The 13,791-nt window shown below is 65.6% G+C and carries 11 protein-coding genes and 1 riboswitch; of the genes, 8 read left to right on the top strand and 3 right to left on the bottom strand.

What is annotated here, in order from left to right; translation table 11 throughout:
• Positions 1–166: 166 nt before the first annotated feature.
• Entirely contained in the window at positions 167–3,523 is a 3,357-nt protein-coding gene (locus tag JOF40_RS00755; RefSeq protein ID WP_129183190.1) for a hypothetical protein, read from the bottom strand.
• A 1,156-nt stretch (positions 3,524–4,679) separates the two neighbouring features.
• On the opposite strand from JOF40_RS00755, the gene JOF40_RS00750 reads away from it, so the two are divergent.
• Positions 4,680–5,225, top strand: a complete 546-nt coding sequence (locus tag JOF40_RS00750) for a hypothetical protein (protein ID WP_056610801.1) — start codon at positions 4,680–4,682, stop codon at positions 5,223–5,225.
• A 180-nt stretch (positions 5,226–5,405) separates the two neighbouring features.
• On the opposite strand, the gene JOF40_RS00745 is transcribed toward JOF40_RS00750, so the two are convergent.
• On the bottom strand, positions 5,406–5,771 hold the full coding sequence (locus JOF40_RS00745; protein WP_056610804.1) for a hypothetical protein: 366 nt from the start codon (positions 5,769–5,771) through the stop codon (positions 5,406–5,408).
• A gap of 192 nt (positions 5,772–5,963) precedes the next feature.
• On the opposite strand from JOF40_RS00745, the gene JOF40_RS00740 reads away from it, so the two are divergent.
• Together JOF40_RS00740 and JOF40_RS20125 are read left to right on the top strand one after the other, a co-directional pair.
• On the top strand, positions 5,964–6,221 hold the full coding sequence (locus JOF40_RS00740) for a hypothetical protein (protein ID WP_129183188.1): 258 nt from the start codon (positions 5,964–5,966) through the stop codon (positions 6,219–6,221).
• A 236-nt stretch (positions 6,222–6,457) separates the two neighbouring features.
• Positions 6,458–7,996: a ThiF family adenylyltransferase gene (locus JOF40_RS20125; RefSeq protein WP_209674296.1), complete on the top strand. Its 1,539-nt coding sequence runs from the start codon at positions 6,458–6,460 to the stop codon at positions 7,994–7,996.
• Positions 7,997–8,678: 682 nt separating this feature from the next.
• On the opposite strand, the gene JOF40_RS00730 is transcribed toward JOF40_RS20125, so the two are convergent.
• Positions 8,679–9,827, bottom strand: coding sequence for a TDT family transporter (locus JOF40_RS00730; protein WP_056610810.1), 1,149 nt, complete (start codon positions 9,825–9,827; stop codon positions 8,679–8,681).
• 94 nt (positions 9,828–9,921) lie between these two features.
• Between JOF40_RS00730 and JOF40_RS00725 the strand changes: the two genes are divergently transcribed.
• The 5 genes from JOF40_RS00725 to crcB all read left to right on the top strand — a co-directional run bounded on the left by JOF40_RS00725 (position 9,922) and on the right by crcB (position 13,791).
• Positions 9,922–10,827, top strand: coding sequence for a LysR family transcriptional regulator (locus JOF40_RS00725; RefSeq protein ID WP_056610813.1), 906 nt, complete (start codon positions 9,922–9,924; stop codon positions 10,825–10,827).
• A complete protein-coding gene (locus JOF40_RS00720) occupies positions 10,824–11,423 on the top strand; it encodes a uracil-DNA glycosylase family protein (protein ID WP_056610816.1) in 600 nt (199 codons plus the stop codon). The genes JOF40_RS00725 and JOF40_RS00720 overlap by 4 nt, the downstream gene beginning before the upstream one ends.
• 596 nt (positions 11,424–12,019) lie before the next feature.
• Positions 12,020–12,595 carry a DUF305 domain-containing protein gene (locus JOF40_RS00715; protein ID WP_129183186.1) on the top strand — a complete coding sequence of 192 codons (576 nt, stop codon included), beginning with the start codon at positions 12,020–12,022 and terminating at the stop codon, positions 12,593–12,595.
• Between the two features lie 221 nt (positions 12,596–12,816).
• A riboswitch (Fluoride riboswitch) is annotated at positions 12,817–12,888 on the top strand.
• 10 nt (positions 12,889–12,898) lie between these two features.
• A complete protein-coding gene (locus tag JOF40_RS00710; RefSeq protein WP_197984176.1) occupies positions 12,899–13,411 on the top strand; it encodes a fluoride efflux transporter FluC in 513 nt (170 codons plus the stop codon).
• The gene (gene crcB, locus JOF40_RS00705; protein ID WP_056610821.1) at positions 13,408–13,791 is read left to right on the top strand and encodes a fluoride efflux transporter CrcB; all 384 of its coding nucleotides are present in this window, start codon (positions 13,408–13,410) and stop codon (positions 13,789–13,791) included. Before JOF40_RS00710 ends, crcB begins: the two co-directional genes overlap by 4 nt.

Below are 13,791 nucleotides of genomic sequence, written 5' to 3'. Positions count from 1 at the left end.
AGCGTTCATGAGCTCACTGAGTTCGTCCCAGCTGAGGGCGTTCCATTTTCGGATACGAGCAGCCATGGTGTTGGTGTCTGAGCGTGATGGGGCATGAGAGGTGGGCATGCCCCTCTACGGTTCGGGACCCGCATCCGCATGCACGCATCCGTTGCGACCTGATGCCCTAGGACGCGACCCAGCTGCTGGGTTCGCGCATGTAGAAGGACTCGGTGTTGGCGGTCGGGATCTTCATCTTTGTGATCCACGCGAGGTGCTCACCGTGCGGTTTGTCTCCGGGGTGGACGTAGACGAGGACGCTCTTGTTCAGTCGGATGGCGACATCTCCACCGTTGGTAGTGATGTGCTCCGCGAGCTCTCGGCGTTCGTCGTTGACGATCCGAGGGTCGACGTAGACGCGCCGTCCGCGAAGTGGGCGGCTCTTCTGTGCCTTGTCGGGGCGCTTGGCTCTCGGGGATCGTTCGCGGATGGTGGTGTCTTCGCGGGGGAGGCAGCCGACGTCCGGCAACGGCGCCGCTGGTCCGGGGTCGCGCAGTCCGGGTTGCAGGAAGATGCGGACGTCAGGCTTTCGGCCCGCGGCGTGGCTGCCTCGTCCGAATCGTCCGCTCCAGGGTCGGAGGTAGTCGGCGGGGAACCTGACCTTGGACATCGTTTGGACGGGGCATCGCCGGCAGGTGGGGCACAGCACGCCGAACCCGGCCTCGGTCTCAGGTAGGCGGAGGATGATCGTGCACCATGCGGCGTTGCCGCGCAGACGATCGGGGCAGTCCTCGTGTGGGCATTCGCGCAGTCTGATGACGCGTTCGGCCATCGGCATGGGCGTGCCGCCGCGGGAGAAGTTCTTCGTGAAGTACGCGATCTGCTTGGTCGCTGTGCTGCCGGGGGAGTTGGACCCGCCACGGGTCAGCGACATGATGTCCTCGGCCGAGAGTCCGCTGGCCTCGGTGAGGTCGGGCAAGGTCATGGATCCGCCGGCTGCTTTGAGCAGTCCCGCGACTGCGCGTGGGTGGAAGAAGCTGCCTCGGCACAACGACCAGGAGTTGACGGCTGCCACTCCGGTGTAGGTGGTCTTGATGTGCTTCGCGAAGCCCGGGTCGATGCCGTGGAGGGCCTTGGCTTGGTCGCTAACCGCTGCCCACAGGACGCGCCGTGCAGCCGGAGAGAAGTGGTCCATCGCTGCTGCCAGCAGCTGGCTGTCGGTCACGACGGCGGACATGACTCGTCTGATCTCGCTGTAGGCGTACGAGTTCTTGGCCGACGAGCGTGTGAGGCCGGCTGCTTCGGCGATGTCTGCTACTTCTTGGCCGTCGTAGAGGAAGGCCCAGGCCATGGCTTCGGCCTTCTTGCGGCCGCGAGTTGTTCCGTCGTGCGCGGTGTTTGCGACGTTTCCGGACAGCGGCACAAGCACGTCGGTACCGGTCTCGGGATCTGCCAGGACCAGGTTGCACGACCAGTCCACGGACGGGCGACGGCCAGGAACGCTGACGGGTGTCATGGTCCAGTCGGTCAAGAAGTAGCCGCACGCCTGGTTCAACCAAGGGGGTGCGGACTCGACACACTTCTGGAGAGCGACGGCCGTGAACTCGGCGGTAGCGGACTCCACTTCGTGCTCGGACGAGGTTGCCTTCGTCGTTTGCTTCGCGGTCAGCTTGTTGGCCTGGGCGAGGCGTTGCTCGGCGTCGACGACTCGACTTTGTGCCCGCTCTAGCGTCGCGCGGGCTCGCTTGGCTGTGCGGGTGTTGGTGTCGGACGGGTCCTTCCGCACGCGTCCGGCCGCCCGGGCATTCTCGTCCTCCGCGCCAGCAAGCTGGTCCTCAGCATCGGTCAGATCTTCCTCCGCTTCTTGAATCTGCTTCCGCGCACGGTCGGCTGTCGACTCGGTGGCGGACACTGCGCGATAGACCGGCATCGACGTTTCCTGCGCGGGCGAGTCCAAAGCAAGGAGCGCTGCCTCCATGGCCTTACCCACCGACGTGTGCAGGAGCGCTGGCCGCAGCGTGGCATGGGACGGGCCCATGGTGGTGCGCTCCCACCCGACAGGAAGACCCCGGACGTAGGCCTCGTCCAGCGGACGGGAGTGCAGCCCGTACGTCTTCTTGGTTTGCAGCTTCCACTGCGTGCCGGTCGTGGTGTCGTCCCACCCGATGACACCCGCGAACGGCAAACGCTCACCGGTTGTTGCTGCTCGCCGGGCGGCCTTCTGTTCCTCGGTCTGCGGGTAGCGGCGCTTCAGGACGAGGTCCCACTCCTCGTCCGTGATGCCCCACCCTCCCTCAGGAAGCGGGAAGTCGATCTTGCACCGGTAGTAGTCACCGTCGGCGGTGGTGACAATCTCTACCCCGTCAAGCTCCAGGTCTAGCGCCGTCTTGATCTTCACGTCCTTCAAGAAGGACCCGTGACGCCAACCGTCGATGTAGTTCTTCTGCAGCAAGTTCCTGCCCGCGCGCCCTTGAGAGGCTGGCGGCAGGTCGGACAAGAGAACGTCCCTGACGGCGTCCTCCGGTCTACGAGATGGCAAACCGAAGCCGGCCGCGACGGCACCAACGGCTTCCCAGTCGGTCACGCCCCTCGTCCCGGCCTTGTCCTTGAGAACCTCATCGACGAGCGACCGCAGAATGGTCTTGGCGAGGTTCAGGTCGTCAGCAACAGTGAGGCGGTGCTTGTGGATTGTCTCGATGGTCCGGCCAGTCCGAGAGTCCGTTTCGACCGTCCTCGCTGGTTGGTGCGTGAAGGGAATTTGTTTGTGGCCCTCGTACCACGCGCCGTCAGCTTGCATGATGACCTCGGGCCGGTTCATTCCCTTGATCAGGGAGTTGACCGCCGAATCCTCCATGAGTGATCCGAATGAGAAAGCCTGCTGTGCGGCAGGGTCGGTCAAGTCGACTTCCTGAGGCTTGAATACCAGAGCCTTGCAGCGGATGAAGGTTTCCTTCAAGGCCGCACCGTGCTTTTCGCTTCGCACGAATCGCCCGTGCTCTCGGGCGTGAACCTCCGGCCGAAAGGTCGGATCGGCAGATCGGCCGGCATCGGTGATGTGACGAACGACCGTCGAAAGAACTTCGGTAAAGGCGTTGGAGCCGCGGTCCGCTGTTGCGCCCTTGATGTCGTTCGCGCGCGCAGAGGTCAGGAGATAGAGAAACAGGGTTTCCCCGACGTGCAGGATGAGGCCGATCTGCGCTTCGCCCTTTCCGCCAGGCGCATGCCCACGGCGCAGAACAAAGACGCTGTCTCCCAGTTCTGACCGTGTTGTGACGCCGATGGCGTCGTTACGGATGAGATCGAATCCGAGAGCGAGTGCTTGCGCTACGTCGGGCAGTGTCTTGTCGATCGAGGCGAATGACGTTTCGGCGCTCGCCTTCCACGCCTCCCTGCTCCTGCCGGACGTCCTGATGAGGCGAGCTCGGCGGATGATCGTGCCGCGATTGACAGCGTCTCCGTTACGAGATCGAAGCCATGACTCGAGCTGTGCGTATGTCGATCGCTGGGTGAGCCGTCCGACTCGTCGAGTGCGGTGCTTGCTCATGGTGCCTCCTAGGCGTTGGTGATGCCTAGGACAGTGCGGGCCGCGGACCATCGTGCAATGGGTATGTGCAGATCGAGCAGGACTGCTCAGTCAGCCGGTACCGCTTACCGCGAGACGGACTCTTTGCTGGAACCGCCGCCGCCAGGTCGGCGTCGACTCTCTGCCCATTCACCCTTCAATGGCAGTTCAGCTCGAGGCGATGCTGGGAGGAGTCATCGTTGAGGTCGCGTGGTGCGCCTCGCCAGTGCGATGCGCTACCCGCCGGTGTAGCCCAGGCACACGGGACCAGCTCGCGAGTTCGGTTGATGAAGCGTCGCGGGTGCGCGACAGCCGTCCGCGCATCCGCCGCCGTCGGCGGCAGGCTCGGCCGGCAGGTGAGCGCTCGGAGTCGGAGACATTGGAAGTCTTGGGATTCAAGCAGCGTCTACAGGATGTTCGCCTGAGAACCAATTCGCGAAGATCCACCACGCGCTCCGGAGCCTGTCACCACTCGCACATCCCATCCCTGAAGTATCTGTCTGCTGCGTGGATCACTTCCCCGGTCTCTTACGCGGCGCTGATGTGGAAAGTGAAGTCAAGGCCGCTATGGAGTGATGAGAGATCGCTGATAGCAACCAGAGGAGATGTCGCGCCCACGAATTCGAACGCGCGGCCGCCCTCTCCGTAGAGGTTTTCAGGTCGGTGCCACGTTCTGATGGTGAATGAGTCAAGACCCTGCCCGGACGCAACGCGACCTGCTTGTCGAACCTCCAGATGGGCTCCAGCCGGGATCCTTCATCAACCGACACCACATCTCGGAAGTTGAGGCGGTCTTGTCGAAGGCTGGCCCTCATGCGGCGTACGACGGCTTCGACTCCTTGAGGCGGTCAGCTGAATCGTGAATCTAAGTCTCATGACAGGCCTTCCGGACCATGGGTGGGGACGGCCTGATGTGCGGCGTCTAAGTGCGACCGTCTGCTGAGGCCGAACGTTCGCAATGGTGCACGTGCACTCGGGGCCAGCCGGAACTCTGACTCGAGGCGCCCGTGCCGATGCGGCGACGTGCAAGGCGGGCTCGATTGCGCGCAAGTAGTCGTTGCGCACGGTCTGAGGTGCAGTCACCATCCGGTGCCTGCATCACACGACGCATCCCCACGGTGTGTCAGAAGGAGAGAACATGAGCGGTTACGTGTACGACTGCGAGGCGCTGGTCGTCGAGGCTGGAAGCGGAATGGTCCTGTTGCGAGGCACGCACTCGGAGCATGGTGGGGAGGTGAGCACTTGGCTGCGTGGCGTCGGCATCGGGACCACACTGGACCAGGTGATGGCCTTCGCGTTGGCCGACAGGCAGAGACCGGCCCTGCTGGACATCGGCGGGTTTGGTCTCGTGAGCTGTCAGGAGTCGCACCGGTTGCTGTCGCGTCTGGTGCGGGCGGCGATCGAGGCCACTTCCACGGCCGACAAGTACGAGGTGACGATGCTGCGTGGGCCGGGAGATGCGCCCACGGACCCGTTCTGCCACGCGTGTGGACACGGCAGCACCTTGTCGATTCACGACAGCGACTGGCCGCAGCGATGCGATCAACGCGGCCACCAAGCGTTCGGCGCCAAGGAGGATGAGACCTGGGAAGAGAGCCTCGATCGTCACCGACGAGAGATGAGTAGTTGGCAGTTCCGGTCCGACATGGGACTGATCCCTCCGATGACGGTCTTGGCGCCCTGACCGACGCCCGGCAACACTGACCCAGATTTCGGCACCATCAAGACGACCCCCACGCAGCGCGTGGGGGTCGTCTTCGTGCTGGCCGGTGCTCTTTGGTGGCGGAGACCATGGTGTGAATGATTGCGTGCCAACGTTTGGACGCGGACCGTGTAGTTGTCTCGCGCGGGACTGGACGGCAGATCAGTGGTGAGGGTCCTGCAAGAACAGCAGGTCGGTCACGGCGGCGAGGCCCGTGACGTGGAGCCACGTGCGGCCTTGGCTGGCCGACTGGTACCAAGAGCGGCTGAACGACCAAGACCGGCTCATCCGGGCGATGGCTGTTCGGTCGGTCAGGTCCTTGCGCGGGCGCCTCGACACCTCAGCTTTCGGGTCGGGCCGGGTGGCCACGGCTACGACGAGCCGGTGCTGAAGCTCGGCGAACCGGCGACTGAGCTCATCACCTCCGGCCGGGACGGTCCAGTCGATGGCCGCGGTCGTGCCGAAGGCATAGTCGGGAACCGCGTAGTCCCTGGGCTTGAGCAGCAGGGTGGGGGATCGTTTAGACATGACGCGGACCGTCGAGGCGACCGGCCAGAGACAACCCCTTCGGTGACTCCCTGTGGCAACTTTTGCGCGAGTCCCGCGTGGTCGCGCAAAAGTTGCTACACGGGTGGATCCGAGGTCAGGTGTCCGCTCAACTGGTCATTCACGACGGCGATGGGAGGCATCTTGAGCAGCGACGAACCGGAAAGTCCACGCATGAGAGACGAGCCGAAGGCGGCCGACGCTCACCCGCCGGAAACGGCTGAGGAGCCGAGCGGGCCGGGTGCGGAAAAGACGACGTCGACATCAACGTTCGAGGAACTTCCCGACGGTGGTTACCGCATCACACGACGCACGGTGACGACCCGCCGAACTGTGGTGGATGACCGCATCGAAGAGGACGTGGAGGAACTGCTCCCCGCGTCTGCGTACCGGGCACCTTCGGTCCCCGGCCATCCGCCGGCCGTCGGATGACCGCCGACACCCCACCCGCGTCCCTGGGGTGGCATCGCCGGTTCCCGCGCAGGTGGGCCCGTGAGCGTCAGGCCTTCGGCGACCACGGTTGGGCGCACAGGGTCAGGTACGTCGACGGGGGAGTGGAGGTCCACGTCGACTACCCGCTACCCGCGGCAGAGGACGTCGCTGCTCGGACTGCTCGCCTGAAGGTCGTCTACCCGCGACAGTCGTACCCCGCGTGGATGCCGGTCCAGGTGTTCGACCTCCACGACGAGCTCGGCGTGACACGCCACCGCGATCCCACCCGCGGGTTGCTGTGCCTGGTCCACGACGCAGACCACGACCCCACCTGGACAGCAGCGGACCTCCTTGCCATCCAGCTGCCGAAGCTCGTCCGGTCCAACGACCTGACCTCGGCCGACCGCCTCGCAGCGTCGACCCGTGGCCTCGAGCTGCCCGTCGCTGAACCTAGGACGGTCTACAGCGCCGCACCCCGCCGAGTCGTCGTCCCGCACACGAACATCCCAGACAACATCGCCGGGGGAGCGCTGGTGCTGCGCCAGCGCATCGACCGGTCCGGCGTCGTCGTCACCAGCATCGTGGACCAGATACTCGGCCCGGGACTGAACATCCAGAACACCAACCTCGACGTCCTGGACAGCTTCCCGATCGTCGTGACCGGCTGGTGGCTACGTCTGCCGTCGTGGGACCCGACTGAGACAGCAGACCAGCTCTGGGAGCGCCTGTCGCCAGCCCTACCGGCACTGGAGGTCAGTGGGGACAAGGATCCACTCATCGTCGAGGCAGACCCGAGGGTTCTCACCGTCGTTGGCTTGCTCGTCGAGGACGAGCGCGACTACGGCCAGCCCGGGCCGTGCTGGATGTTCCTTCTCCGAGTCCGCACGGGAACCACACGCGACGGCGCGCCCGTTTACGGGACGGTCCTGCTGGCGGGACTAGAGCTGAACGACAGCACCTCGACCCGCACACCCATCGCCGCCGGCCTGGCCGACAAAAAGGTAGCCATCGTCGGCGTCGGCGCCATCGGGCACCACATTGCCGCCGACCTAGCCCGCACCGGCGTTCACCGCCTCGACCTAGTCGATTGCGACTGGGTCGACCCCAACACGCGAGCCAGAAGCTACGGCCCTGTTAGTCATGCGGGAATGTCGAAGACCGCCGCGCTGGCCGAGCACCTCCGCGGTACTGCCCTCGCAGGCAGCGTCGGCTCCTGGGACATCAACGTCACCCGGCTGTTCGAGCACGACGCTGACGCGGACACCGAACGCAACCGCCGGAGGGTCCTGCGGACCCTGATGGATGCCGATCTCATCATCGACGCCACAGCCAACCCCAATGCGACGGCCATCCTCAATGCCGTGGCTCTGAACCGGAGTCCGCTGCTGACTGTCGCCGGCACCCCGGGCCTGTGGGGCGGTTGGGTCGCCCTGGTCCGACCAGGCCAGACGGGCTGCACAGAATGCCTCGCCCATCACCGCGCCGACCACGCAACACTCAGAGACAGCCGCTGGCCGACGCCGCCCGCCGATCCCGATGGTTGGACGAGCCCGGTCTCATGCTCCGAACCCACCTTCACCGGGACCAACAGCGAAGCGGGTTGTCTTTCCCATCACGCCAGCCGAGTAGCCATCCACCACCTCGCGGAACGCCGGCAGCTCGGCGGCGACTACTACGTCGCCACGTTGCGCGATGACCAGGGAGCTCCGACGCCGGCCTCTTGGCGCTCGGTTGACCTACCGCCACATCCCGCGTGCGAGAACCACCACCCGTAACGCGAGCAGGACACGTGATCTCGCCGCTTCACCTGCGGCATCCGGAAGGGTCACGTGGCGCAGCCGAGGGGGACGCTCGCATGGGGGAGGAAGGTGAGCCGCGCGAGACCCGCAACGAAGACTCGCAGCCCCCGAGCAAGTCGCGCAGGATCGAGGCAGCCCGAGCTGGCCACCTCCCGCTCAGCGAGCTGACACCAGACGAACTCGCCGCATTCAACACAGCAGTCCACGAGGCGATGGCACGCCGTCTCGCGAGCATCAACTGGCGAGCCATGCTGTCCAGGAGAGGGCTCTACTCAGTGGCGATGGACGACGACGGCCAGATCGTCGTGCACCCGCCGAGCGGCCCTGCCCCAGGTACTAGCCCAGAGGCAAGCGGGCAGGACAGGACAGACGAGGAGCTCTAGTTCTCGGCGCCATCGCCACCTCGCCCGCTGGGTGAACCGATGAATGACCTGGACGAGATGCTCCGGGGCTGCACTCAGGAGCTTGATTGCGACGATCGGTGCCCCAAGCACAGTCACGTCTGAGTGTGCACACCCGTGCGGACCGGACCGAAAGTAGATGAGCGCGATGATCACTGAGCTGGAACTGGTGGGCAACCCCGAGGTTGGCCTGGAGGGCGTTACGGGGCGTCTTCATCAGGGCTTCCCTTTCATCGGAGGTATGGGTCTGTCGGAGTTCAGGGCTTCTTGAGCAGCTTCCCAGAGTGCACGCCGCGAAGGGTGCGGACGGCAACGACCGACCAGGCGCTGAGAAGGAGGACGAACAATGCGCCGGCTGCGACCTGGAGCACGTGGTTGCCGGTCAGCTGGGCCAGCCCCGAGGTGCCGGTGACCACGGTGCCGACCGGGAAGGTGAAGGACCACCACGTCAGGCTGAACGGAAGTCCTTCCCGGGCGGTGCGGGCGGTGAGGGTGGCGGCGATCGCCAGCCACAGCATCGCGAATCCCCACATGGGAATGCCGTAGACGAGGGCGAAGGCGTGGAACGCGGTGCCGTAGGGGCTGTCCAGCACGTCGGGGGTCACGTTGCCGAGGTGGTGGGCCGCAGTGATCGACTGACCGACGGGACCGAGGACGATCCAGAGGGTGGGCACGGCGCCGGCGGCTCCGATGCCGTGGTGCAGAAGTCGGTTCCAGATGAACGCGATCATGACGATGCTGCACATGAGGGTGAGGCCGAAGAACATGTAGCAGGCCAGCAGCATCGTCTGCTGGGCCTGGCCGGCCGGCAGGTGCGGGATGAGGGCAGCGCCGGTGGCGGCACTGACCATGGGCGGGACCACGGGCATGAGCCAGCCGCCGAAAGCGGAGTCCTCGCGGACCTCGTGCGAGGTGAAGGCACGGATCGGCACCAGCACGGCCGTGGTCAGACCGAGCAGGGTCCCGACGGTCCACAGCACCCAGTCCAGCGCCAGCGCGGCAGGCATGCCGATCAGGTGATGTCCCACGAGCATCGCGCCGGCACCGACGGTCATGAGTCCCATCGCGGGCGCGCCGTAGAAGTGCGACATCATTGGGTCGTCAAGGTGGCCGCGGGCCACCTCGCCATGCAACGTCCAGTGGCCGGCAGTCGCCACGACCACAGCGACGAGCAGCAGGAGGGCGAGTACCCAGACGGTGGTGGCGAAGACCGTGATCCCTGGGACGGAGAAGGGCAGCGAGGCAGCGGCGATTGCGACGATGCCGGTGCCCATGACCGAGGCAAACCAGTTGGGTCCGATGAAGCCGAGAGCCGGAGCGCCCTCGAGCTCGCGGAGCCAGCCCGTCCGGTCGCGGGTGCTGCGGGCGGCGTGCTCGCTGGTCGTCGTGAGGTGTGCGGTGGTCATGACTCCACTGTGGTCTCGATGCGTGGTTGCCGGTAGAACCCGTCACCCTGTGGCTCCACAGGGCAGACCTGTGGAGGACGGGTAGTCTGGGCAGATGCGCAACATCCCCGATCTGGCTGCTCTTCAACTGCTGGTCGACGTGGCCACTCATGGCAGCATCGGCGCTGCGGGCCGAGCGAACGGCATCACCCAGCAATCGGCATCCGAACGGCTCAGAGCCGTCGAGGCCCTGACGGGACTGACCCTCTTGCGTCGTGCTGCCGGGGGATCGACGCTGACCGAGTCCGGTGTCCTGGTGGTCGGCTGGGCCGCACGTCTGATCGATCTTGCTCAGGAGATCGACGAGTCGATCGCGACTTTGCGCGAGGGCCGGACGCACCAGCTGAGCATCGTGGCGAGCATGACCGTGGCCGAGTATCTGCTTCCCCTGTGGCTGGTCCGGCTTCGCCAGCAGCACGACACGGTCGTCAGCCTGATCGCCACCAACAGCGAGCACGTGAGGACGGCCGTGGCGGACGGGTCAGCCGACATCGGTTTCGTCGAGGACGGTGCGGACCCCGGCGACCTGGCGTCACTGGTCGTCGCTCGCGACGAGCTGGGCCTGTACTCGGCACCGCACGACCCGTGGGCCAAGCAGGACTCGCCGTTGGCGCCAGATGAGATCGTCACGCGGCCTCTGACGTGGCGCGAGGCGGGGTCAGGCTCCCGGCGTGTCGTCGATGACGCGCTCGCACGACTCGGCTTGACCGCCACGGCGCCCGCCGCCGAGCTGACCACCACGTCCGGCATCCGATCGGCGGTCAGCGCAGGCAGCCCGCCGGCGTTCATGAGCCGACGTTCGGTGCGCAGCGATGTTGAGGCGGGCCGGCTCGTCGAGGTGCCGATCATCGGGTTGGACCTGTCGCGCGACCTCACCGCGCTGTGGGTCGGCAGCGGCCGCCCGCCGGCCGGTCCGGTCCGCGATCTGCTGGCGATCGCCACGAAGGCCCGCACGAGATGAGCACCGATCGCCGGTCGCGAGTTGACGAGCCGCACGTCTTCGCGCTCAACACGCTGGTCCGTGCTTGGCGTGCGGCGGTCGACGAGCAGCGGTTTGTCCCGTGGTTCGACCCGGACGGTCCTGGCGTGAACGCGAGGATCCTGGTGCTGATGGAGTCGCCCGGCCCTCGCACCGTCGCCGCGGGTGACCTCGGGTTCAGCACCGAGGACAACGACGACCCGACGGCGGCCGCACTCCGTGCAGCGCGAGTTTCTGCGGGCATGGCCCGTGACGGGTATCTGCGGTGGAACGTGGTGCCGTGGCCGACCTACGACGCTGCCGGCCACCGCCGCCCTCCGCTGGTGAGAGATCTTGAAGAGGCGCGTCCGGCGCTGGCCGCGCTGTGGGCGGCTCTGCCCGACCTCCAGGTCGTCGTCGCCGTCGGGACACCAGCCCTCCAAGGTGTCATGCGGCTGATGACGATCGACGAGACAGCCCGAGTCGTGCCCGCGCTGGGCGCACCGCATCCGTCACCACGCAACGCCCACGCTCGCGCAGAAGCCTTCAATCGACTGCGTGTGGCTCTTGAACGAGCCCAGGAGATCGCGACCTCCTGAGAGCGTGAAGATCTCGACTCACGTCCGCCGCCGACCTGTCGCACTCGTTCGGCGCGCAGGCTGTCGTTGCGCCCAGGGCTAATGTTGCGGCAATGTCATGTCGCGGTACGACCACGAGGGTAGGGACACCCAACTGGGTTCGCGCTGCGCTGATTGCCGCCGTCGTCGGTGGTATCGCGGCCATGCACGGTCTGCTGCTCGGTGTCGACCATGGTGCTGGGATGAACCTGGAGCTCACCGTCCCTTCCATGACCTCGGGCATGCACCATACGACGCAGACAGTTGTCAGTGCGGCGGCCGACGACGTGCCTGCGATGCCCGACAGGTCTGGTGTGATGGACGGATGCTGCGGACTCGCCGCGCTCTGTCTGGCGATGATCGTCGGCGCTGGCGTTGTCCTGTGGGTCGCTCGGCGCCGCGTCGAACGGGTCCTGTGGCAGCTGCCGCCACCCCTCGAGCTGGGCATTGTCGACCTCACTCGTTCACGGGATCCACGCAGTCCACGAGAACGTACCTGCGTCCTGAGGTGCTGACAGCGAGGCCGACCCGTCGGCATCGCTACTTCGTCATGCACACACAGACCTCAGGAGAGAACAATGCATACCAAGCTGCTCGCGACAGCTGTTGCTGCCGCTGCACTCATCGGACTGTCGGCCTGTTCAGGGTCCGACACGTCGTCAGCTGCTTTCAACAGCGCTGACGTGACATTCGCTCAGGACATGATCCCGCACCACCGTCAGGCAACCGAGATGGCGCAGCTTGCTGCGGAACGGACCCGGAACACGGACGTTCTGGGTCTTGCCGACCACGTCATCGCTGCACAGCAACCCGAGATCGACACCATGTCGGGCTGGTTGACGTCCTGGGACAAGGAGGTCCCCGCCGATTCCAGCGGCATGGGCGAGATGGAAGGGATGGATCACGGGTCCTCGTCGTCGGACATGCCCGGCATGATGAGCGAAGAGGACATGAGCTCGCTGGAGGCCGCATCTGGTGCGGCGTTCGACAGGCAATTCCTCACGATGATGATCGACCACCACGAGGGCGCTATCGAGATGGCGTCCCAGGAAGAGGTCGACGGCAGGATCGACCAGGCCGTCGAACTGGCGGAGAAGATCCAGGCTGATCAGACGGCCGAGATCTCGACCATGCAGAGGCTGCTCAGCTCCTGACGCACGGCGCGGTGCCGGGCGCGTCCATGACCGACGCGGCCGGCACCCCGTTGCTGTTCGTCGTCGCCGGTGTCCTCCAGCCGCGGTTCTTCACTGGCTGTGCTGCGACGAGCCGTCTGACGCCTGGCCCGCGCCGCCAACACTGTCTGCGACGGAGACGACGAGACCAGGATCGCGCGCCTGCCCATTGTGCATGGCGTCCCACGCAGTTCGCCGGTATCATCGACCTTGGCGATGGACCCCGCCTGAGTTTCAGACTCGAACCGCATTGTGCTGATGGCTCCTGCTATTCGCAGGAGAAGTGTGTCCACATTCGATGACCAGCCCATCGATCCGGACGTCGAACCGTCTGATGGCCTCGTCGGTTCAACCGGAACAGTGCATCACGTGCGCTTGGTCGCGCAGGTGCTCCGTGAGCGATGGGACATCCTGAGCGTGATCGCCGCCGGCGGCGCTGCAGGCGCGGCAGGGCGATGGTTGCTGCTGGATCTGTTCCCGCACCGGCTGGGTGAGCTGCCGTGGGCGACGGTGGCGATCAACGCGAGCGGATCTCTTCTGTTGGGCGTCCTCATGGTCGTGGTGGTTGATGTGCTGCCGGATCAGCGCCTGCTGCGGCCGTTCCTCGGCGTGGGCGTCCTGGGCGGGTACACGACCTTTTCGACCGCAGCATTGGACGTGCACGAGCTGCTGCGCACTGGGCACGTGGCCGTCGCGGCTGCCTATCTGGCGTTGAGCGTTTCCTTGTCGTTGCTGGCGGTATGGGTTGGTCTTGTCTCCACCCGATCGCTCGTCCGCCGAATGGAGGTCTCGCGATGACGGTTCTCGTGGTGGCCCTGGGCGCAGCGGTAGGAGCGCCGACCCGCTACCTGGTCGATCTGTTCGTCCAGTCTCGCCATTCCTCGTCCTTGCCGTGGGGCACTATCACCGTCAACGCGATCGGGTCATTCGTCATCGGCTTCATCGCTGGACTCGCGGCCACCTCGGATCTCGACCAAGCAGTAGTGGCACTGATCAGCACCGGTTTCTGCGGGGCGCTTACGACGTTCTCCACGTTCAGCTTCGAGACGGTCAGACTCATCGAGCAACAGCACCTGACAGCGGCAGTGCTCAACCTCGGTCTGAGCCTCGTGCTCACTATCGTCTTGTGCCTTGGTGGGTATGAGCTTGCCGCCGCGTACCTCATCACAGCCCCATGA

The organism is Aeromicrobium fastidiosum, from assembly GCF_017876595.1.
Classification (GTDB): domain Bacteria; phylum Actinomycetota; class Actinomycetes; order Propionibacteriales; family Nocardioidaceae; genus Aeromicrobium; species Aeromicrobium fastidiosum.
This window is presented reverse-complemented; position numbering and strand designations above follow the sequence as displayed.

Coding starts and splice junctions, on each gene's coding strand:
- JOF40_RS00725 (WP_056610813.1), top strand. CDS start 9,922: ATGCGCAACATCCCCGATCTGGCTGCTCTTCAACTGCTGGTCGACGTG.
- JOF40_RS00715 (WP_129183186.1), top strand. CDS start 12,020: ATGCATACCAAGCTGCTCGCGACAGCTGTTGCTGCCGCTGCACTCATC.
- JOF40_RS00720 (WP_056610816.1), top strand. CDS start 10,824: ATGAGCACCGATCGCCGGTCGCGAGTTGACGAGCCGCACGTCTTCGCG.
- JOF40_RS00730 (WP_056610810.1), bottom strand. CDS start 9,827: ATGACCACCGCACACCTCACGACGACCAGCGAGCACGCCGCCCGCAGC.
- crcB (WP_056610821.1), top strand. CDS start 13,408: ATGACGGTTCTCGTGGTGGCCCTGGGCGCAGCGGTAGGAGCGCCGACC.
- JOF40_RS00750 (WP_056610801.1), top strand. CDS start 4,680: ATGAGCGGTTACGTGTACGACTGCGAGGCGCTGGTCGTCGAGGCTGGA.
- JOF40_RS00755 (WP_129183190.1), bottom strand. CDS start 3,523: ATGAGCAAGCACCGCACTCGACGAGTCGGACGGCTCACCCAGCGATCG.
- JOF40_RS00740 (WP_129183188.1), top strand. CDS start 5,964: ATGAGAGACGAGCCGAAGGCGGCCGACGCTCACCCGCCGGAAACGGCT.
- JOF40_RS00745 (WP_056610804.1), bottom strand. CDS start 5,771: ATGTCTAAACGATCCCCCACCCTGCTGCTCAAGCCCAGGGACTACGCG.